The 19,560-nt window shown below is 65.7% G+C and carries 14 protein-coding genes; 8 read left to right on the forward strand and 6 right to left on the reverse strand.

Annotated features, from left to right (window positions below; all coding sequences use genetic code 11):
• Positions 1 to 23 precede the first annotated feature (23 nt).
• Positions 24 to 1,205, forward strand: a complete 1,182-nt coding sequence (locus NGM07_RS11785) for a lysylphosphatidylglycerol synthase transmembrane domain-containing protein (RefSeq protein WP_253511605.1) — start codon at positions 24 to 26, stop codon at positions 1,203 to 1,205.
• Between the two features lie 76 nt (positions 1,206 to 1,281).
• Here the strand turns inward: NGM07_RS11785 and NGM07_RS11790 are convergent, their stop codons facing one another.
• From NGM07_RS11790 to NGM07_RS11800, 3 genes are all read right to left on the reverse strand, one after another.
• Positions 1,282 to 2,178: a ketopantoate reductase family protein gene (locus tag NGM07_RS11790; protein WP_253511608.1), complete on the reverse strand. Its 897-nt coding sequence runs from the start codon at positions 2,176 to 2,178 to the stop codon at positions 1,282 to 1,284.
• A gap of 287 nt (positions 2,179 to 2,465) precedes the next feature.
• Positions 2,466 to 2,807 (reverse strand): DUF7130 family rubredoxin-like protein, encoded by a 342-nt coding sequence (locus tag NGM07_RS11795; protein ID WP_253511610.1) that lies wholly within the window; start codon positions 2,805 to 2,807, stop codon positions 2,466 to 2,468.
• 99 nt (positions 2,808 to 2,906) lie between these two features.
• On the reverse strand, positions 2,907 to 5,159 hold the full coding sequence (locus NGM07_RS11800) for a CDC48 family AAA ATPase (RefSeq protein ID WP_253511613.1): 2,253 nt from the start codon (positions 5,157 to 5,159) through the stop codon (positions 2,907 to 2,909).
• 314 nt (positions 5,160 to 5,473) lie between these two features.
• Here NGM07_RS11800 and NGM07_RS11805 point away from each other — a divergent pair, with 314 nt between their 5' ends.
• Entirely contained in the window at positions 5,474 to 5,989 is a 516-nt protein-coding gene (locus tag NGM07_RS11805) for a twin-arginine translocation signal domain-containing protein (protein ID WP_253511616.1), read from the forward strand.
• A gap of 60 nt (positions 5,990 to 6,049) precedes the next feature.
• Here the strand turns inward: NGM07_RS11805 and NGM07_RS11810 are convergent, their stop codons facing one another.
• From NGM07_RS11810 to NGM07_RS11820, 3 genes are all read right to left on the reverse strand, one after another.
• Positions 6,050 to 11,101, reverse strand: coding sequence for a DNA polymerase II large subunit (locus NGM07_RS11810; RefSeq protein ID WP_253511619.1), 5,052 nt, complete (start codon positions 11,099 to 11,101; stop codon positions 6,050 to 6,052).
• A 1-nt stretch (position 11,102) separates the two neighbouring features.
• Complete coding sequence (locus NGM07_RS11815) at positions 11,103 to 11,522, reverse strand: PPC domain-containing DNA-binding protein (protein WP_253511622.1); 420 nt, start codon at positions 11,520 to 11,522, stop codon at positions 11,103 to 11,105.
• Between the two features lie 126 nt (positions 11,523 to 11,648).
• Positions 11,649 to 11,822 (reverse strand): DUF7556 family protein, encoded by a 174-nt coding sequence (locus NGM07_RS11820; protein WP_253511625.1) that lies wholly within the window; start codon positions 11,820 to 11,822, stop codon positions 11,649 to 11,651.
• Between the two features lie 316 nt (positions 11,823 to 12,138).
• Between NGM07_RS11820 and NGM07_RS11825 the strand changes: the two genes are divergently transcribed.
• From NGM07_RS11825 to NGM07_RS11850, 6 genes are all read left to right on the forward strand, one after another.
• Positions 12,139 to 14,013: an ABC transporter substrate-binding protein gene (locus NGM07_RS11825; RefSeq protein ID WP_253511628.1), complete on the forward strand. Its 1,875-nt coding sequence runs from the start codon at positions 12,139 to 12,141 to the stop codon at positions 14,011 to 14,013.
• A gap of 193 nt (positions 14,014 to 14,206) precedes the next feature.
• On the forward strand, positions 14,207 to 15,238 hold the full coding sequence (locus NGM07_RS11830) for an ABC transporter permease (RefSeq protein WP_253511631.1): 1,032 nt from the start codon (positions 14,207 to 14,209) through the stop codon (positions 15,236 to 15,238).
• Position 15,239: 1 nt separating this feature from the next.
• Positions 15,240 to 16,643, forward strand: a complete 1,404-nt coding sequence (locus NGM07_RS11835) for an ABC transporter permease (RefSeq protein ID WP_253511634.1) — start codon at positions 15,240 to 15,242, stop codon at positions 16,641 to 16,643.
• A complete protein-coding gene (locus tag NGM07_RS11840; protein ID WP_253511637.1) occupies positions 16,643 to 17,725 on the forward strand; it encodes an ABC transporter ATP-binding protein in 1,083 nt (360 codons plus the stop codon). Before NGM07_RS11835 ends, NGM07_RS11840 begins: the two co-directional genes overlap by 1 nt.
• Positions 17,722 to 19,077 carry an ABC transporter ATP-binding protein gene (locus tag NGM07_RS11845; RefSeq protein WP_253511640.1) on the forward strand — a complete coding sequence of 452 codons (1,356 nt, stop codon included), beginning with the start codon at positions 17,722 to 17,724 and terminating at the stop codon, positions 19,075 to 19,077. Before NGM07_RS11840 ends, NGM07_RS11845 begins: the two co-directional genes overlap by 4 nt.
• Entirely contained in the window at positions 19,077 to 19,520 is a 444-nt protein-coding gene (locus NGM07_RS11850) for a DUF7555 family protein (protein WP_253511643.1), read from the forward strand. Before NGM07_RS11845 ends, NGM07_RS11850 begins: the two co-directional genes overlap by 1 nt.
• Positions 19,521 to 19,560 lie beyond the last annotated feature (40 nt).

Raw genomic sequence — 19,560 nt, forward strand, 5'->3', positions numbered from 1 at the left:
GCGGACCAAACGGAGCTCTCCACGTGACATCCAAAGATACGGACCCCGAGCCGCGGACGAATTCAAACGGAGGTGAGGACGAGCGGAGCGACCCCGAGCCTCGTCGAACGAAATCCGACGGCGGCGAACCGAGCGAAGCCCGAAGAACCGCCTCGGAGCGCGGCGACGGGAGCGGCGGCGGTGGCGGCGAGGCCATCCTCAATGGCCTCACCGACAGTTCCGGCGTCGGCAAGATTCTGGTCGGGTTCGTGGTGGCGGGCGTGCTCGTCTATCTCCTCGGCGTGGTCGCCGGATGGGGACGAGTCATCAACGCGCTGGAACAGGCCGAGTACAAGTGGGTCGCGGTCGCCTGCCTCTCGTCGGTCGTCGGCCTGCTGGCGTGGGGCCGGGCGTGGCAGATCGTCCTCGCCGAACTCGACGTGGAAGTTCCGTACAGGCGACTCAGCGTGACGTACCTCGCGGCCACGTTCGCCAACTACGTCACTCCGATGGGCCAGGCGGGCGGAGAGCCGTTCATCGCCTACATCCTCTCGAAGGACACCGAGGCGAGCTACGAGGACAGCCTCGCGAGCGTCGTGACCGCCGACCTGCTCAACCTCTTGCCGTTCTTCAACTTCGCGGCGATAGGGCTGGTGTACATCCTCCTGCGCACACCGATGTCGGAGGGCGTCGAGACGCTCGCCCAGGGGCTGGCCGTCATGGCCTTCGGCGTGCCGGCGCTGGTCTACGTCGGGTGGCGACGCAGGAAGGGCGTCGAGAAGGTGGTCCTGTCGGTGGTCCGGCCGGTCACGAACTACACCGACCGCATCACCGTCGCCGGCGCCCGCCGGCGCATCGAGGAGTTCTACCGCTCGCTCGAACGCATCGCCGAGGAACCCCGGAGCCTGCTCCACGCGCTCGTGTTCTCGTATATCGGCTGGGTGTTCTTCGCGATGCCGCTGTACTTCTCGGGGCTGGCGCTCGACCTTCCCATCACGCTCGTGCTCGTCCTGTTCATAGTCCCGGCGAGCACGCTCGCGGGACTGACGCCGCTCCCGGGCGGCATGGCCGGCGTCGAAGCGGCGCTGGTCATCCTGCTCGTCGCGCTCGCGCCGATTCCGAAGGGCCCCGCGCTCGCGGCGACCATCCTCTACCGGTTCGCCTCCTACTTCTTCGTGCTCGGGGTCGGCGGACTGGCGACCTTCTGGGTCATCGCGCGGTCCTGATTCGCTCCAAAGTGCAGAGCGAGTCGGGCCGCGCCCCGACTCGCTCGACGCGATGGATTCTCGCCGAGCGATGGATTCACTCTGCCCGCTCGGCCTGCCACGCCCGCAGAAGATTCGCCATCGTCCGGTTTACCGGCACGTCGACGCCCTCTTCTCGGGCGCGGTCGGCGACGTACCCGTTGATGGCCTCGACCTCGGTCCGGCGGCCCGCCCGCACGTCTTGGCGCATCGAGGAAGCGTTGGCGGCCGTGGCGTCGGCGACGCGTTCGACGGCCGCGGCGGCCGCCTCGTCGGCGAGTTCGACGCCGACCGCACGCGCGAGGTGGGCGGTTTCGCGCGCCGCGGCGGTCGCCACGTCGTTGGCCGGACCGGCCAGGAGCGCGCCGTTATCGACCCGAGCCAGCGCGGTGGTGGCGTTGATGCCGGCGTTGACCGCGAGTTTCTCCCACAGCCGGCGGGGAACGTCTTCGGCGACGGTCGTCTCGATTCCGGCGGCGCAGAACGCCGCGCCCGCCTCTTCGGCGATTTTTGAACTTCCGCCCGCTCGTGGTCCGAGGACGACTTCGCCTACGCCGGTGCACTCGACGGTGCCCGGCTCGGGACGCATCGCGCCGTAGGTCGCGGTGCCGGCGAGGATGGGACAATCGAGGCGCTCGGCCAGGGTCTCCTCGTTGCCCATGCCGTTCTGGAGCGAGAGCGCGGCGTCGAACGCGCCGGTCGCGAGTGACTCGGCGGCCGCCTCGGTGTCGAACGACTTGACGGTCACCACCGCGAGGTCGGCCGAGAGGTCGGTGCCGTCGGTCGTCGCCGTCGGGCGAACTGCGAAGTCGAACGCGCCGGTCACTCGGAGGCCGGACTGGCGCACGGCGGCGACGTGCGGGTCGCGGCCGACCAACGTGACTGCGTGTTCGCGTGCGAGGAGGCCGCCGACGAGACTGCCGAGGCTCCCCGCGCCGAACACGACGATTTCCATGTCCGAGCCTTGGGACCGGGGGTAGAAAAGCGGTTAGTTGCTCGCCGGGGGCTGTCCGCGATTCGAGGCCGACCGAACCGCCGGCGAACGCTCGGTGACGCTATACGACTGGGCGGGACTGAAAGGGGCCGCCCGCTCGCGCATCGCTTGGTCGTCTCACCGACCCCTATCAGGCGAGCGCCGAAGGTGCGAGCCGGATATGTCGGTGAGCGACCGCGAGCGGGCGGGGGCTTTCGAGGCGGTCGTCACGACTACTCCGTGAAACTCGCGTCGAGAAGAAGGACCGTTCAGTCCTCGGTCCAGTACATCAGCGCTTCCTTGGGCTCGCCGCAGTTCGGGCACTCGTCGGGGAGGCCCTCGTCGATCTCGCCCATCTCGCCGCAGTTGGTGCAGCGCCACATCAGTTCGCCCTCGCCGAACTCGTGTCCTGCGCGGGAGTGCTCGACGCTCAGGCTCTCGACGCCCGACCGCGTCGAGACGAAGAAGCCGCCCTGCTCCAGTCCCCTAATCTGACCGAGCTCGTTGCCGTCCTCGTCGTAGACCGTCTGGCCGAAGTCGACGTTGAGCGCCTTCTCGACTGCTTCTTCATCGCCGTCGTCCTCCACCGGTTGCTCACCGTGTCCACTCATGTGTGAGGATACGAGGGCATTCTCCATAAAGCCCGCCGCCGATTCCGGCGGGCCGGGACACCGAGTGGGCCGGACGGGCCGATGCGGGACCGGTCGCGGCTACTGGAAACCGAGGCCGCCGTCGTCGGCGTCGGTCTGGGCCTTCCCGCCGAGTTCGTTCACCATCTCCTCGTAGAACTCGCGCCGGTCGTCGGTGACCGACGGTTTGACCTTCTCCAGGGCCGCCCGGAAGTGCTCGTGCGAGACGGTGAGCCCCGTCGCCGCCTCGTCGATCTCCGCTTCGTCCGGCGTCTCGTCGACCTCGCCGTCGCCGCCGAGTGCGAGCACCACCTCGTCCATGGCGAGCATGCTGGCCTCCCGGACGATGGCCTCGATGTCGCCGCCGGTGTACCCCTCGGTTTCCTCGGCCAGCGCGTCGAGGTCCACGTCGTCGGCGGCCGGCACACCCCGAGTGTGGACCGCGAAGATGGCGCGGCGAGCGTCGACGTCGGGAATCGGCACGTAGATGTTCTTCTCCAGTCGGCCGGGGCGCAACAGCGCCGGGTCGATGACGTCCGGGCGGTTGGTCGCTCCCATCACGAAGACGTCGTTCAGCGCCTCGATGCCGTCGAGTTCGGTCAGCAGTTGGGACACCACGCGCTCGGTAACGCGGGAGTCGAACGAGCCGCCGCGCTCGAGCGCGATGGCGTCGATCTCGTCGAAGAAGATGATGGTGGGCGCGCTCTGTCGGGCGCGCTGGAACACCTCGCGGACGCCCCGCTCGGACTCGCCGACGAACTTGTCGAGGAGTTCCGGCCCCTTCACCGAGATGAAGTTCACGCCGCTGGCGTTGGCGACGGCCCGCGCCAGCAGCGTCTTGCCCGTGCCGGGCGGGCCGTACAGCAACACGCCCCTCGGTGCTTCGGTGCGGAGTTTGTCGAACAACTGGGGGTACCTGAGCGGCCACTCGACCGCCCTGACCAGTTCGCGCTTGACCGGGTCGAGGCCGCCCACGTCGTCGTAGGTGACGTCGGGTACCTCGACGTACACTTCCCGCATCGCGCTCGGTTCTATCTCCTGGCGCGCCTCGGCGAAGTCGGTGGCGGTCACCTCGATGCTCTCCAGCACGTCGGCAGGGATGACCGTCGCGTCCATGTCGAGGTCGGGTTGCACCCGGCGAATCGCGTGCATGGCCGACTCCCGCGCGAGCGACGCGAGGTCGGCACCGACGAAGCCGTGGGTGTGCTCGGCGAGTTCTTCGAGGTCGACGTCGTCGGCCAGCGGCATCCCCTTGGTGTGAATCTGGAGGACCTCGAGTCGCCCCTCGCGGCCCGGCACGCCCACTTCGATTTCGCGGTCGAAGCGGCCGCCCCGCCGGAGCGCCGAATCGATGGCGTCCGGGCGATTCGTGGCGGCGATGACGATGACGTCGCCGCGGGCTTCCAGGCCGTCCATCAGCGACAGCAACTGGGCGACCACACGGCGCTCGGTTTCGCCGGTCACCTCGTCGCGACTCGGCGCGATGGAGTCGATCTCGTCGACGAAGACGATGGCGGGGGCGTCCTGCTGGGCTTCATCGAACACCTCCCGGAGGTGCTGTTCGGACTCGCCGTAGTATTTCGACATGATCTCCGGGCCGGATATCTCGTGGAAACTGGCGTCGACCTCGTTTGCGACCGCCTTCGCGATGAGGGTCTTGCCCGTGCCGGGCGGGCCGTGGAGTAACACCCCCTTCGGCGGTGCGACCCCGAGACGCCGGAACAGTTCGGGGTGGCGCAGCGGGAGTTCGATCATCTCCCGAATCAGGTCGAGTTCGCGGCCCAGTCCGCCGATGTCCTCGTAGGTGATGTCCGGGAGTGCGTCCTGTCGGCCCCGGAGGTCCTCCTCGGTAATCGGGGTTTCGCGAATTCGGACTTCGGTTTCCTCGGTGATCACGGTCGGCCCGGACGGACTCGTCTTCGTCACGAGGAAGACGAACGGTTGGCCGAGCAGTCGCATCTGGACGGTGTCGCCCCGGATGACCGGCCGGTCGACGAGGTAGCGGTGTATCAGCGGTTCCGCGCCGCGCAGGATGACGTAGTCGGGCAGCGCGACCGTGATGGACGAAGCGGGTTCGGGGTCGACCGCCTCGACCTCGACCGAATCGTCGACGTTCACGTCGGCGTTGATGCGGACGTTTCCGTCGATACGAACGACGTCGGCCTCGTCGCCCTTGTAGCTACCAGCGACTTTCGCCACGGTTCGGCGGCGGCCGGTGATGGTGACGACGTCGTCCGGTTCGACGCCCAGTTCCTCTCGTCCCGCTTGAGTCAGTCGCGCGATTCCTCGTCCTGCGTCCTGCGGCGCGAGCCCGGAAACCCTGAATTCGGCCATGTTCGACTCTCCAATCCAGCACACCGTCGAGGTGGAAAGTTATTGGCCGAAAGCCATCCTCCGACGGCGAGTATCGGCCGAATAAAGATTCACCGTTCGCGTTACGGAACTTCGGCGTCCGCGGGACGCGACGAACCGGCGGAGATCTCCGGGATCGTCGGAGTTCGGGTCGTCTCGGCGCCGACGCGCGGCCACAACGGTTTCCTAGTGTGGCGTGTTAACGAACCACGCCCTGGACGGCGGTGCTTCGCCGCCGAACGGGGGTGAGACTCGTGCAAGACACGAACGACGCGTTCGAACGTACAGTCGGTTCAATGTCTCGGCGAACAGTGCTGAAACGGAGCGCGCTGGCGGCGGGCGCGGTGGGTCTGGGCGGTTCGGCCGTCACCACCGGGGCCGGACAGGAGGACTCGCCGACGTCGATGCGGGCGCTGATGTACCTCGACCAGGTGTACTCGCTCGCCCGATTCCAGGTCGTCTCGCCGTCGCTGGATTGGACGCCGGAGTTCGGGTCGCTGCCGGAGAACGTTCCTAGACCCATCAACGAGAACTACCAGACGCGGGTCATCAAGTATCAGAACACCAACGAGCGCGTGCTGTTCTTCCCGCGCGCCGACGCGGAGATCGATGAATCAGTGACCTACGCGCTCACGAACGTCAGAGGGTTCGCGGCCGACGACCCGAACGAGCGAATCAACCGCGTCGTACAGGTCCGATTCAGTCCGGCCTCGGAAGTGGACTGGCCGGGCGAGGAGAACGGAACGACGACCGGCGGCCAGACGACGACCCCGGGCGCGGGCGGCGAAACCAACGCGACGCAGAACGGCTGAAGAACCGGTCGTGATTTTTCGGTCGAAGCGGCGTCGGACGGCGCGTTCGGGACCGACGGTTCACATGAAGTCGGCGATGCCGCTCTGTTTGTTCTTATCGTTCTCGAACACCGATTCGAGGTTGCGGTCGAGGATCGCGAGTCGCTGCTTGGTGTACTCCCGGCAGTCGTACTTCTCGGCCACCTGAATCGCGGTGTCCATGTACTTGTTCACCGACCCCTGGTGGACCGTGAGGTTGACCCGGCCGCCGCACTCCCGGCACTCGCCGGTCAGAGGCATCCGGCGGTACTTCTCGCCGCAGTCGAGACACCGCGTCTCCTGTCGCGAGAACGCCCGGAGGTTGCCGATGAGGTCGGGCAGGAAGTGGTACTCGATGACCCGCTCGGCGACGTCCGTCTCGTCGACCGCCCGGAGCTTCCGGGCGAGTTCGAGTTGGGCGTCCATCTTGTCCATCATCGACCCGAGGGTCTTGTACGCCGAGAGGTCCGGGCCGAGCGCGAGGTTCGAGGTGTCGTGGGTGTGGTGGAAGTCGGTGTACTCGCGGTCGGTGCCCAGGTTCGCCTCCGCGATGGTCACCTCGTCCTCCCAGTCGTCGGGGTCCTCCATCCGGAGGGTCGCCTCGTAGAACTCCCGGGGGTACTCCCGGACGACGTCCATGTTGTGGGCCTCGTCGTCGATTTCGGAGGGGTCGATGCGCGAGGACATCACGAGCGGCGCGTCCATCTGCCCCCCGCGCTTGTCGGGGAGGAACTCCTTGCTGAAGTTGAGCAGGCCGTCCATCAGGAGCATGACGCAGTCCTCGTCGCCGTCGCACTGACCGACGAAGAGGTCGTTTGCAACGAGCGTGTGGGTGTCCGCGACGGTGAGGCTGTAAGTGTGCGCCACGTCGCTCTCGACGACCTCGACCGACGCGACCTCGTCAAGCCAGATGTCGCCACCGTCCCCGAAGAGGCGCTGCGAGCGGACTGGCGTCGTTTCGAGGGCAGTCGCGAGCGTCTCGGACTTCCTTTCGAGGTCGAATCCGATTGCGTCGGCGAACTTGGCGGCGTTCTCCGACGTGACCTTGAGGACCCACGACTCGAACTCCGGAACCCGGTCGTCACCGTAGAATTCGGCGACAGCTCCGGTCGACGGACGACGAGTCTCGGTGTACGTCTTGCAGGCGACACCGAATCGCTTGAGTGCGGCGACGAGATCTTCCTTCAATTCGTCGCTCACGGTGTACGCCCGGATATCGATTCTGTCGGATGACGCACTTCCGTCGCCACTGAAGTACGCGCGAAGGAACTCACGCAGAACCGGTTTCGGTGCGGTCATAACGCAGTCGGGGATTCGCTTCGTCTCCGCAACCACACCAGCGTCCAAGATATCACTAAAGAGTGCGGCAACCAGCCGACTCGACGTGGTTACCTTCCACTCGTTCTCTTCGTACGGAGTCACCGACAGTTCGCGTTCGAGAGTTTCGACTACGTGGTCCCGGGGTTCGTCGTCGGGCGAGCAGATGGTCGTCTGGTAGAACTCGCCCGCTTCACGGCGGGTGAACCCTTCGGCAGCGTAGTAGCCGAGAACCTTCGCCACGTCTCGATCGACTTCGAGTATGCGGCTGACGGATGCAGTATCACGGCGGACGCCGAGAGAAACGTCCTCGGATAGCATCTCGAGGGTTTCCCGTTCTCCGAAGAGGGTGACGAAGACGGATGCCGGAACGCTGTCGCGGTCGACCCAGTTGTAGACCGACGAACTGCTCTTATCGAGTCGCTCCGCGACCGGTTGCAAGTAGCCTTCGTCGTCGGTCGCCGAGTCGAAGAGATTCCGAATTCGGTCGGCACCGAGACCCCGAATGACGAGGTCGTCATTCGGGATGGCGTCGGTCGACAGGAACTCTTCGAGGAGGTCGACTTCCGTACGTTCGCCGGCAAACTCGACGTTTTTCGGCGACGGAATTTCGTCGCCGGGATCGAGTTCGCGCGCGTCGACCTCTTCCACCCCACCAGGCGCCCACCGTCGCATCGAGTGGTCGGGGGTCACCGTCAGTTCGCGGCCACTCCGTGTCTCTATCTCCAACAGGTGGTCTGGGGCAGGGTGCTTCGAGACGGCTTCGACCGGTTTCGGGACTCTGTCGCCGTCCTCGTCTATCGAGGGAACCAGAACGTCACCGTCCAGTTCTTCGACCAGCGCGCCGAAGTCGTCCTCGCGCGGGTCCTCCAATCGCTCCTCGACCAACTTCTGAATCTCCTCGTAGTGCCACTCGTCAGATTCGTCCTCGTACCAGACCTTCGTCTCAGGATGGAAGCAGTTGCGACGCTTCGCGGCGTGGAAATAAGGATGTGCGTATCCCACGGCCGCGGAAGTAAAGCCGATTATCCGCCCGACCACCGCGGCGGAGGTGTGGGGCGCCATCCCAAAGACGAGTTCGCCGACCAGTTCCTGGCGCTCGTCCATCTCGTAGTACGGTTCGAGGCCGTAGTACTGTTCCAGCAGGTCGTCGACGAAGTCGGCGGTCTTGAGCATGTGCTCGGCTGCGCCGTCCGAGAGGACGACGTCCTGGACCCTGAGTTCGACCAACTGGTCGTCGTGGCGGAGTTCGTCGCCGTGGATGTCTCGCTCGTAGCCGAGCGCCCGAAGTTGGTCGGCGGTCACGTCGAGTTCCGAGGGCCGGACGCTGGTCACGGGCAGGTCGGTCATGTCGTAGCGGACGGTGCCGTCCTTGAACGACGAGACGCCGTGTTTCGCCCGGAGGACGCCCTTCTCGATGGGTTCGGGCGTCTTGTACGACGACGACAGCCCCTTGACGCCTTTGAGGGTGTCGAAGGCGTTCTCGCGCTCGCCGACCGACTCCATGGCCGACCGGAACTCCTCGTTGATATCGATGGTCCGGAACTCGACCGGCGTGGCCTCGACCTCACAGCGGTCGCAGACCGCTCGGCCCGACTCGTCGAGTTCGACCACCGAGTCGCAGTCGGGGCAGGTGAAGTGCGGGAAGGTGTTGCCGTCGCACTCCGGGCACTTCGTCTTGAAGGTGTGGTCGCCGCAGTCCTCGCACTCGCGGCGGCCGACCTGCACCTCGACGCGTCCGGGCGTGCTGGACATGTCGGGCGCGTGCTTGGCGGCCGCGGCCACGTCGCGCTGACTCCCGCCGGCCTCGCCGATGGGAAAGAGCGTGTGGACCGCCGGCGAGAGGTCGCGGCTCTCGGACTTCTCGGGGCGGCCCATCCGGTTGCCGATGCGGGTCGGCGCGCGCTCGCGGAGAGCGAACGGCGCGACCTCGCGGGCGGCCTCCATCGCGTTGTCGCCCGGTTCGTCTTCGCCCCACTCACGGGCGCGTGCCGAGAGTTCGTCCCACGTCTTCTCGCGGTCGGCCGAGAGGCCGAGCGAGAGCGCGAGGGGCTTCCAGTCGGGGATGCGAATCTCCTCCTCGACCTGGGTGTGGCGCACCAGCAGGGATTCGAGCGTCCGGCGGACGAGGTCGGTGTTCTCGACGACGAGGGCGTCGTCGACTTCGCCGGCGGCGCCGAACTCGCCGTCCGTTTCGCCGACGCGGTCGGCGGCGGCGACCGCGTCGGCCAGCGCCTCGAAACCCTCGACGGGGACGTCGTGCCAAAGGTAGGTGTACTTCGGGTGGAGCGGGCAGTCGTACTCGGTCGCCCACTCGACGGCCTCCTCGGCACTCGGGTCTTCGAGGTCCACGGTGGGGGAGTCGGCCAGCGCCTGGACGTCGGCCCCGGCGGCTTCGAGGTCTTGGCGCCACCACTCGAAGGTGTAGGAGGCGGGCGCGAGCGGGTGGTTGTTCTCGACGAACTCGCCGAAGTTGACGAGGTACTCCCCGAGGTCGAGTATCGCCTCGACGCCGTTTCTGACCTCCAGGGCCTCTGCGGGGTCGTCGATGCGCCGGACATCGCCGTTGGCGAGTTTGACCGTCGGCCCCTCGATGGAGTCGACGGGGACCACGCCCGCGGCCTTGCCGGGGCGCTCGGTCTTTATCTGGGTCCCCGTCGCGAGGAAGTCGTCGACGAGGTGCATCGTCGCGGGGTGGACGCCCGCGGTCGCGAACCCGTGATTGCGCGCGCGCCCGTAGCGCAGGCGGAAGCCGCCGGCCTCGCTCGGGTGGCCGAAGACCGGGCGACCGGCGATGAGGTCCCGGAGGAACTTCTTGGCGGGTTCGACCCGCGTCGGGCCGGTTTCCTCGGGTTCCTTGGCGTCCGCGTCCTCGGCGTCCGCGTCCTCGGCGTCGGCGTCGCTCTCGTCGGCAGCCTCGTCGTCGCCGTCGTCCTTGCCGATGGTTCCGTCGATGAGGTCCTGGAGCCACGGCCAGTCGACCTCCTCTAAGTTCCGAGTGTAACGCTGGATCTTGGGCGCCTTGAGCGCGATGCCCTCCGCGAGCACCAGACACATGCCGCCGCGGGCGTTGTTGGTGTCGACGCGTTCGAGGTCGCGGAACCCCGAAACCTCCTCGTCGCCCGTCGCCTCGCCGTCGAGCATGATGGGCATGTTCTTCGCGATGAACTTCGACTCCTTGTCCTTCGGCGAGTACTGGAGGCCCGTCTCCTTGTCGTAGAGGTTTATCTCCTCGGCGTAGCGCTCGACCTCCTCGGTGCGGGCCTGGTACTCCTCGACGCCGATGAGCGTCCGGGTGTAGTCGGCGACCAGCACCGACAGCGCCTGGGCGGTCCCGCCCGCCGAGCGAATCGGCCCGGCGTAGTAGACGTTGACGAACTCGGTGCCGTCGTCGTTTTCGAGCAGTTCCACCCGGTCGATGCCCTCGATGGGCGCGGCCACGACGCCCTCGGTGAGCAGGGCGACCGCGGTGCGAACCGCGCCCTCGACCTTCCCCTCGCGCGTCTCGTAGTCGCCGACCCGACCCTCCGCGAAGTCCTCGGCGAGTTCGAGGGCGGCCTCCTCGCGGGACATCTCGCCCTCGAGTTCGCGGACGCGCTCGGCGACGCCCTCGATGCCGAGGATGTTCTCGACGCGGTCGGCCATGTCCTTCGCGACCGGAATCTCGACTTCGGGCTTGGGGTCGCCGCTACTCGCGCGAGCGGTCTCGGCGACATCGAACGCCTCGTCTAGGCCCGATTCGAGGCGCTCGAAGTAGCGTTCGTCTGCCTCCCGCATGTTACAGCCACAGGTCGAGTTCGGTCGAGTCGTCGCGCTCGCGGGTCAGTTCGTCCTCGAAGCTTCGCACGTACAGTTCGCCGGCGAAGACGGTCGCGGAATCGAGGTGACCGGCGAGCGTCTGGCCGCTCCGCCGCGAGAGGACGGCGTGGGTGTGGGCGAACCGCTCGCCGTCCAGCCACGAGAGATTACCGACGCAGGCGGCGACTTCGAGCGGTTCGTCGAACTCGACCTCGCGGTACTCCAGTTCCGACTGGTCGTAGAACCAGACGGTCGCGTCCGACACCGCCCCCATGGCGACGAACCACGCCGCGTCCACGTCCTCCTCGTCCGCCAGCGACTCGATTTCTCCGCGCCAGTCCTCGCCGTGACCAAGCCGTGCGACGAACTCACGGTCCCCGGAGACCTCCCGGTAGTTCATACTCACGGCAACGAACACCGTCGGCAAAAAGGTTGAGTATTGGTCCGTTGTCGAGCGGTCATCTCGCGTTACCGGCGGAGAAGGCGAGTCGACCGTCGCGGGGAGCGTCGGCAGGGTCCGAGGGCGCTATCGCCACTCGGCGAGGGAGGTGCTTCCCGCGGTCGGTACGGAGAGCCACGCGTCGTCAGCGGTGGTGTCGGCGATGATGAGTCGCTCGGTGCGACCGTCGTCGTCGACCGAGGCCATGACGTTGCCGTCCGCTAGGACCGCGTCGAGCGCGGTGGCCGTGTCAGGGACCATATGTGTGGATTGGTACCATGGGTTATAAACACTCCGGAACGACAGAATGTCCGACTGCGGAGAAGAAACGAGGGAAATACCCCTGTGGAGTAAGGTACCACGGCACACTAATGACAACGGCGGGAAACGCCCAACTGTGTGCGTCAGTAGACAACATACGACAGGACAAAAACAATCTTCGAGCGTCCGAGCGTGCCGAAGCGTGAAAACCTCACGTAGAATACGTCTAGAAGTAAATTAATCGTAGAGTTAGGCTTCTCATTCCCCGGTTAATAAACGGTAGGTTTATCCGGTCCCATTCACAATGAGCGGTTGGATGACAGATACTAACAACCTCAGCCGTCGTCGCTTCCTGCAGGCGACCGGCGGTGCGGCATCGGCTGTGGCTCTCGCCGGCTGTACCGGCAACACCGACGACAGCGGCCAGGGAACGACCACCGACAGCGGAACGACCACCGACAGCGGAACGACGACGGAGAAGCAGAACAACAACTCGGGCGGTTCCGTCCCGGAGAACTACCTCCGACTCACGAGTTCGACGCTCACCACGCTCGACCCCGTGGCGTCGACCGACGCCGAATCGGGTGAGGTCATCCAGCAGGTTCACGAACCGCTGATGAACTACCCGAACGCGAAGATCGAGGTCAAACCGCGGCTGGCCAAGGATTACACGGTTTCCGACGACCAGAAGACCTACACCGTCAACATCAAGGAGAACGCGAAGTTCCACAACGGTGACAAGGTCACCGCCAAGGACATCGTCTACTCGTGGGAGCGACTCGCGGCGTCGCCCAACTCCCGCCGGTCGTACTTCATCCTCGAGTCCATCGGCATGAAGGCCAAGGACAAGAAGGGCGGTCAGTACGACCCCAGCGCCGAGAAACCGGAGTACAAGCCCGGTTCGATGGCGGTGACCGCCGAGGACGAACACACCCTCAAGTTCGAACTCGCCAAGCCGTTCCACTCCACGCTGGAGATGCTGGCGTACACGTCGTTCGCCGTGATTCCGGAGGGAATCGTCGGCGACATCAAGGGCTACGACGGGAAGATGAAGCAGAGCGCGTTCGCGAAGGACCCCGTCGGCGCCGGCCCGTTCGTCTTCGAGAAGTGGCAGAGCAACACCGAGGCCCGCGTCAAGCGGTTCGACGACTACCACGGTCAGGTAGCGAAGGTCGGCGGCGTCCATTGGAACATCGTCACGGACGCCAACGCTCGGTACAACTACGTGATGAGCAAGAACGCCGACGTCTTCGACATCCCCACTTCGAAGTTCGACCCGAAGAAGATGTCCATCGACCGGACCGACAAGAGCGGCCGCAAGTTCGGTAAATACGGCCCGGTCCGCAACGGCGACAAGGTCAACTTCGCCCGCGTCGCGACCATCAACAACTACTACATCGGCTTCAACACCGACAAGGTCGAGAAGCCCGTCCGTCAGGCATTCGCGTACGCGGCCAACCAGAAGGTCGCGGCCAGCGAGATCTTCAAGGGACGCGTGCAGCCGGCGTCGCACTTCGTCCCGCCCGCCATCTTCCCCGGCGGTCCCAACAACTACGAGAAGCACGGGAAGAACTACCCCTACGGTAACACCCAGACCCTCATCAACGAGGCGAAGAAGGTGATGAAGGACGCGGGCTACGGCCCCGACAAGAAGGCCAAGGTCACGCTGACGGCGTACGAGGAGTCGCCCGTCTTCCAGGAGATCGCGAAACTGCTCCGGGACAAGCTGACGGCGGCGCACATCGACATCACGGTCGAGGTCACGCCGTTCTCCACCATGACCAAGCGCGGCCGCAACGGGAAGCTTCAGGCGTACACGCTGGGCTGGATCATGGACTGGCCCGCGCCGGACAACTTCCTCCAGCTGCTGTACCCACCGAAGACCGACACGTCCATCAAGGGCCCGGCTTCCTACCTCAACTGGAGCGACACGAAAGCGGCGAAGCAGGCGACCGACGCGTGGAAGATCGTCCAGCAGAACTCCGCGCCCACGGAAGCCGCCAAGAAGAAGCGCAACGACGCCTACATCACGATGGAGGAGGCCAACTGGGAGGACGTCGCCATGCTGCCGCTGTTCCACTCGTTCGAGGACCGCATGTGGTACGACTGGGCCGACATCGAGATGTTCGGCGGTGCGGGCGAAACCCGCCAGATGTACAACAAGGTCACCCTCAGCAAGCGCGACAAGTAACGCGTCGACGCGGTTTCACTTTTCTTTCGGCGGGCGGGGTCCGATAGCGACGGCGACCGTCTAATTACCACGAAAGAGTATACGGGAAAGCGCAAGACATAATGAGCGGTCCCGCAAAACGTTCACCTATGTGCGCGGTTCAGTTTGGGAACGACCAGTTCGACGCGCGCTACCGAGGTGGCGGTGATACGCCATGAGTCGGTGGCGCTACTTCGCGAAGCGGGTACTGCTATCGGTACCGATACTGCTGTTCGGGGCCTCGATAACGTTCTTGGTGATTCGTGCCGGACCGCTCGACCCCGTGTCGGCGATTCTGGGACCGAAAGGCGACCCGCAAGCGTACAACACGATTCGGGAGCAACTCGGTCTGAACGAACCGCTGTGGCAGCAGTACATCGACTACATGATCAACCTCTTCACCTTCGACCTGGGGCAGTCGTGGGTGGTCCAACCGAACGTGAGCGTCTACACGCTGGTGCTGGGCTACGCGCCCCGAACCATCTGGCTCGGGTTCTGGTCGGTGATTATCGCGCTGTTCATCGGCATTCCGCTGGGTTTCTACGCGGGCCTGAACCCCAACACGTTCAGCGACTACGTCGCCTCGTTCGGCGGCATCGTCTGGCGGGCGATGCCGAACTTCTGGCTCGCGGTCATCCTGATGAGCGTCCTCTCGCAGTCCGAGAAGATGCTGTTCGGGTTCGACTGGCAGAACTGGATAGTTCCGACCAACGTCACGGGACCGCCGAACCTTCCGAAGGACATCTGGACGCTGGTGACGAGTCCGGACCGATTCCTCGGGGCGCTCAAGAAGATAGCGCCGGCCGCCATCGTGCTAGGGTCGGCGTCGATGGGCAACGAGATGCGCATCGGTCGGACCGCGGTGCTCGAAACCGTGAACTCCAACTTCATCGAGACGGCGAAGGCCAAGGGCGTTCCGCCGCGGTCGCTCGTGTGGAAACACATCTTCCGGAACGCGCTCATCCCGCTGGTGCCCATCATCACGGGCGAGGCGTTCATCCTCATCGGCGGGTCGGTGCTCGTCGAGTCGGTCTTCGACATCAGCGGCATCGGCTACCTGTTCTTCCAGGCGGTGAAGAACGGCGACATGCCGCTGGTCGGGTCGCTGATGTTCATCTTCATCCTGCTGGTCGTGGTGATCAACATCCTGCAGGACCTATTGTACACCATAATCGACCCGCGAGTCGGGTACGACGGGGGTGCCTGAGATGAGTGGTGGCACCGACGAAGGCGAGGAACTCACGCTCCGCGAACGCGTCGAAGAGAACCCGCGGCCGGCGATGCTGTGGCTCGCGGGCGCCTCGGTGCTGTTGCTGTTGGAGATAGGCGCGGTGATCAACTTCGTGACGGGGCTGTTCGGGACGCCCGTCGAGATTCCGACGCTGCTGTCGCGCGAACTCATCCCGAATAACGGCTACTGGCTGCCCGACTCCGGGTGGCACGAGACGTTCCTCGGACTGCCCGCCGCCTACGTGTGGGCGATTCGGGTCGTCCTTGTGTACGCTTACGCGTTCGTGTGGATGGTGTGGCTCTGGAAGGGCTACCTCATCTTCCGCGAGAACTACCGGTACGCCGACTGGACGCCCCGCGACGACATGGTCGACCGCCTCCGCGGTCACCGCTGGGGGCAGTTCGGTGCGATCATCGTGTTCGCGTTCGTCGTGATGGCCGTCTTCGCGCCCGCGCTCGGGCCGACGACGGTCGAGCGGACCATCCAGGACCCCTACTCGCACTACCTCCACTACTACGACGAGGAGGCGGGCGAACTGAAGAACGTCACCGTCGGGACGGCGAACCTCGGCGCGCGGTCGCAGGGGACGCCCTCCCGCAACGTCGGGCCGATGACCTACGACGAGTTCAACCGCTTCCACCCGTTCGGGACCATGCCGACAGGCAAGGACATGTTCACGTTCATGATGGCCGGAGCGCGGGTGTCGCTGTTCATCGGCGTCGTGTCCATCGGCGTCAGCGGCCTCATCGCCGTGTCGTTCGCGCTGCTGACCGCCTACTTCAAGGGGCTGGTCGACCTCGCGGTGGTCATCGCGGGCGACTCCATCATGTCGCTCCCGAGACTACTGTTCGTCATGCTGCTATCGGTGGTGTTGGGCGGCACGTGGATTTCGAAGATGTACAACGGCGGCTTCCTGCTCGCGGTCATCTTCGCCGCGACCGGGTGGCCGTTCCTGTGGCGCGCGGTGCGCGGTCCGGCGATGCAGGTCGCCGAACAGGAGTGGATCGACGCCGCCAAGAGCTTCGGACAGCGCCCCAGCGTGACGATGCGAAAGCACATGGCGCCGTACATCCTCGGCTACCTGCTGGTGTACGCCTCGATGAGCCTCGGCGGCATCATCATCGCGGTCGCCGGCCTGTCGTTCCTCGGACTCGGCGTTCAGGCGCCGACCCCCGAGTGGGGACGGGCGGTCAACGTCGGCCAGGGGTACGTCACCACCGCGTCGTGGCACATCTCGTTCATCCCCGGCGTGATGATCGTACTGGTCGTGACCGCGTTCAACGCGCTGGGCGACGGCATCCGCGACGCCATCGACCCCCAGAGCGAGAGCGGGGAAGGCGAAGGCACTGAGGCCGCCGCGGCCGCCGGAGGTGGTGCCTGATGGCGACCGAAGAGACTCGGGCTACCCGCGCCGAGGAGGAACCGATCCTCTCGGTCGAGAACCTCCAGACAGCCTTCTTCACCGACAAGGAGGTCATCCGCGCGGTCGACGGCGTCAACTTCGACATCCGGCGCGGTGAAACCGTCGGCATCGTCGGCGAGTCGGGGTCGGGCAAGAGCGTCACCGCCCGCTCCATCATGGGGCTGGTGGACTCGCCCGGCCGCATCCTCGACGGCAGCAGTATCAAGTTCCGCGGCGAGGAACTGACCGAGAAGAGCGAGCGCCAGTACCGGAAACTCCGCGGCGGTGACATCGCCATGGTGTTCCAGGACCCGCTGACGTCGCTCAACCCGGTCTACACGGTCGGCAATCAGATCAAGGAGTCGCTGCGACTCCACCAGAACATGCGGGGCGGGGACGCGACCGAGGAGGCCATCAACCTGCTCGAAGCGGTCGGCATCCCGGACGCCTCCCGGCGGGTCAAGGAGTACCCCCACGAATTCTCGGGCGGGATGCGCCAGCGGGCCGTCATCGCCATGGCGCTGGCCTGCGACCCCGAACTGCTCATCTGCGATGAGCCGACGACCGCCCTCGACGTGACCATCCAGGCCCAAATCCTCGAACTCCTGGAGAACCTCCAAGAGGAGCGAGACCTCTCCATCATGTTCATCACCCACGACATGGGCGTCATCGCGGAGATATCCGACCGCGTGAACGTGATGTACGCGGGCGAGATCGTCGAGAGCGCGCCGGTGGTCGACCTGTTCGAGAACCCGCGTCACCCCTACACGCAGGGGCTGTTGAACTCGATTCCGGGCAACCAGCCCGACGCCGAGCGGCTCGAAACCATCGAGGGCGACGTGCCGACGCCGAACGAACCGGCGACGTACTGCCGGTTCGAACCACGGTGTCCGAAGGCGTTCGACGAGTGCACGAAGGTCCACCCGGAGTCGGTGCCCGTCAACGCCGAGGCCGAAGAACACACCGCCGCCTGCCTGCTGTACCCCGAGGACCGCTCGGAGGCTGAGGCGGTCGAACTACACGAGCGGTACGAGGACGAACGCGAGGTGAGCCAACGATGAGCGAGCAGATACAGGAGGAGTCAGTCAGCGTCTCGACCGGCGAAACGTTGGTCGAGGTCAACGACCTCAAGACCTACTACGACGTGGGAGGCGCCATCGAAGACGCGGTGTTCGAGTCGAACCCCGTGAAGGCGGTCGACGGCGTCAACTTCGAGATCAAACGCGGCGAGACGCTCGGGCTGGTCGGCGAGTCGGGGTGTGGCAAGACGACGCTGGGTCGGACGCTCATCCAACTGGAGAACGCGACCTCCGGCGAGGTGCTGTTCGACGGCACCGACATCACGGAGCTGTCGGGCAGCGACCTCAAACAGTGGCGGCGCAACAGCCAGATGGTGTTTCAGGACCCCGAGTCCAGCCTCAACGACCGGATGACCGTCGGCGAAATCATCCGCGAGCCCCTGGACGTCCACGACTGGAAGACGCCCCAGGAGCGCCGGGAGAAGGTGCGCAACCTGCTGGACGTGGTGGGCCTCCAGCCCGAACACTACTACCGCTATCCCCACCAGTTCTCGGGCGGCCAGCGCCAGCGCATCGGCATCGCCCGGGCGCTCGCGCTCGAACCGGAGTTCGTCGTGCTCGACGAACCGGTGAGCGCTCTCGACGTGTCGGTCCAGGCCCAGATTTTGAACCTGCTGGAGGACCTCCAGGACGAGTTCGGACTGACCTACCTGTTCATCGCCCACGACCTCTCGGTGGTGCGCCACATCTGCGACCGGGTGGCCGTGATGTACTTGGGTAACATCATGGAACTGGGCGAAACCGACGAACTGTTCGAGAACCCCAAGAACCCCTACACCCACGCGCTGTTGTCGGCGATTCCGGAACCCGACCCGACCGCCGAGCGCAACCGCATCACGCTCAGAGGGACGCCGCCGAGTCCGCGCGACCCGCCGACCGGCTGTCCGTTCACGACCCGGTGTCCGATGAAGATTCGGCCCGAGAAGTACCAGAACATGGACGCCGACCTGTGGGTCGCCATCGAAGTGTTCCGCGAGGTGCTCCGCGAGCGGTCGCGCGCCGAGAAGACCCTCACCGAGCAGGCGAAGGAGCTGCTCGGGATGGAGACGCGTTTCTCGGACATCGCCGAGATTCGCGACGAACTGTTCGGCGATCTCGTCGTGCCCGACGAGGTGCGCGAGCACGTCGACGCGGCCGCGAGCTACGTCGAGAACAACGAGGAGGAGCGAGCCCGCGAGTACCTCCGCGAGGAGTTCGGGAGCATCTGCGACGCCGAAACGCCCGAACACCACGTCGTCAGCGACTCGGGGCGGGTCAGCGAGTGCCACCGTCACCTGCCCGACTACACCGAGCCCGACGAGTTCACGCCGTACACCGAGCGACTCAACGAGTGATGGCGACTGCGTCCCGACGCGCGCGGCAAGCGCTCGACGCGGTCGTCTACGGTGTGGTCGTGTCGTTCGTGGTGTTCGCCCTCGGGACGGTCGTCGGCCTGCTGGTCGGCGGCGGCCTGGTGACCGCCAAGTACGTGATGTTCGTGCTCGGCATCCTGCTGTTCGGCTACTCGACGTTCCAGATGCGGCCCGACCCGCCGTGGGACACCGAGCGGACCGACGACGGCGACATCAAGATCATCAAAGAGCGCCCGACGGGGACGGTCGTGGGCTCGCGCACGGAGACAAAGTTCCAAGCCGCGGTCCAGCGCATTCCGCCGCTGTCGCGGTACTCGCTGCCGCCTAACGAGCGACTGTCGAAGGCGGCGAAGCTGTTCGTCGCCAGCCTCGCGGTGCTCGCCTGGTCGTTCGCGATGGAGACGGTGTTCGGCATCGTCGGGTGACGGTTTCTCGACCATTCGTCTCGGCGTTCCGACGTTCGAC

It is taken from the genome of Halorussus vallis, assembly GCF_024138165.1.
Lineage (GTDB): Archaea > Halobacteriota > Halobacteria > Halobacteriales > Haladaptataceae > Halorussus > Halorussus vallis.

Excerpts from the sequence above, each read along its gene's own strand:
- NGM07_RS11790 (WP_253511608.1), bottom strand. The coding sequence starts at position 2,178 with ATGGAAATCGTCGTGTTCGGCGCGGGGAGCCTCGGCAGTCTCGTCGGC.
- NGM07_RS11795 (WP_253511610.1), bottom strand. The coding sequence starts at position 2,807 with ATGAGTGGACACGGTGAGCAACCGGTGGAGGACGACGGCGATGAAGAA.
- NGM07_RS11800 (WP_253511613.1), bottom strand. The coding sequence starts at position 5,159 with ATGGCCGAATTCAGGGTTTCCGGGCTCGCGCCGCAGGACGCAGGACGA.
- NGM07_RS11805 (WP_253511616.1), top strand. The coding sequence starts at position 5,474 with ATGTCTCGGCGAACAGTGCTGAAACGGAGCGCGCTGGCGGCGGGCGCG.
- NGM07_RS11810 (WP_253511619.1), bottom strand. The coding sequence starts at position 11,101 with ATGCGGGAGGCAGACGAACGCTACTTCGAGCGCCTCGAATCGGGCCTA.
- NGM07_RS11815 (WP_253511622.1), bottom strand. The coding sequence starts at position 11,522 with ATGAACTACCGGGAGGTCTCCGGGGACCGTGAGTTCGTCGCACGGCTT.
- NGM07_RS11820 (WP_253511625.1), bottom strand. The coding sequence starts at position 11,822 with ATGGTCCCTGACACGGCCACCGCGCTCGACGCGGTCCTAGCGGACGGC.
- NGM07_RS11825 (WP_253511628.1), top strand. The coding sequence starts at position 12,139 with ATGACAGATACTAACAACCTCAGCCGTCGTCGCTTCCTGCAGGCGACC.
- NGM07_RS11830 (WP_253511631.1), top strand. The coding sequence starts at position 14,207 with ATGAGTCGGTGGCGCTACTTCGCGAAGCGGGTACTGCTATCGGTACCG.
- NGM07_RS11835 (WP_253511634.1), top strand. The coding sequence starts at position 15,240 with ATGAGTGGTGGCACCGACGAAGGCGAGGAACTCACGCTCCGCGAACGC.
- NGM07_RS11840 (WP_253511637.1), top strand. The coding sequence starts at position 16,643 with ATGGCGACCGAAGAGACTCGGGCTACCCGCGCCGAGGAGGAACCGATC.
- NGM07_RS11845 (WP_253511640.1), top strand. The coding sequence starts at position 17,722 with ATGAGCGAGCAGATACAGGAGGAGTCAGTCAGCGTCTCGACCGGCGAA.
- NGM07_RS11850 (WP_253511643.1), top strand. The coding sequence starts at position 19,077 with ATGGCGACTGCGTCCCGACGCGCGCGGCAAGCGCTCGACGCGGTCGTC.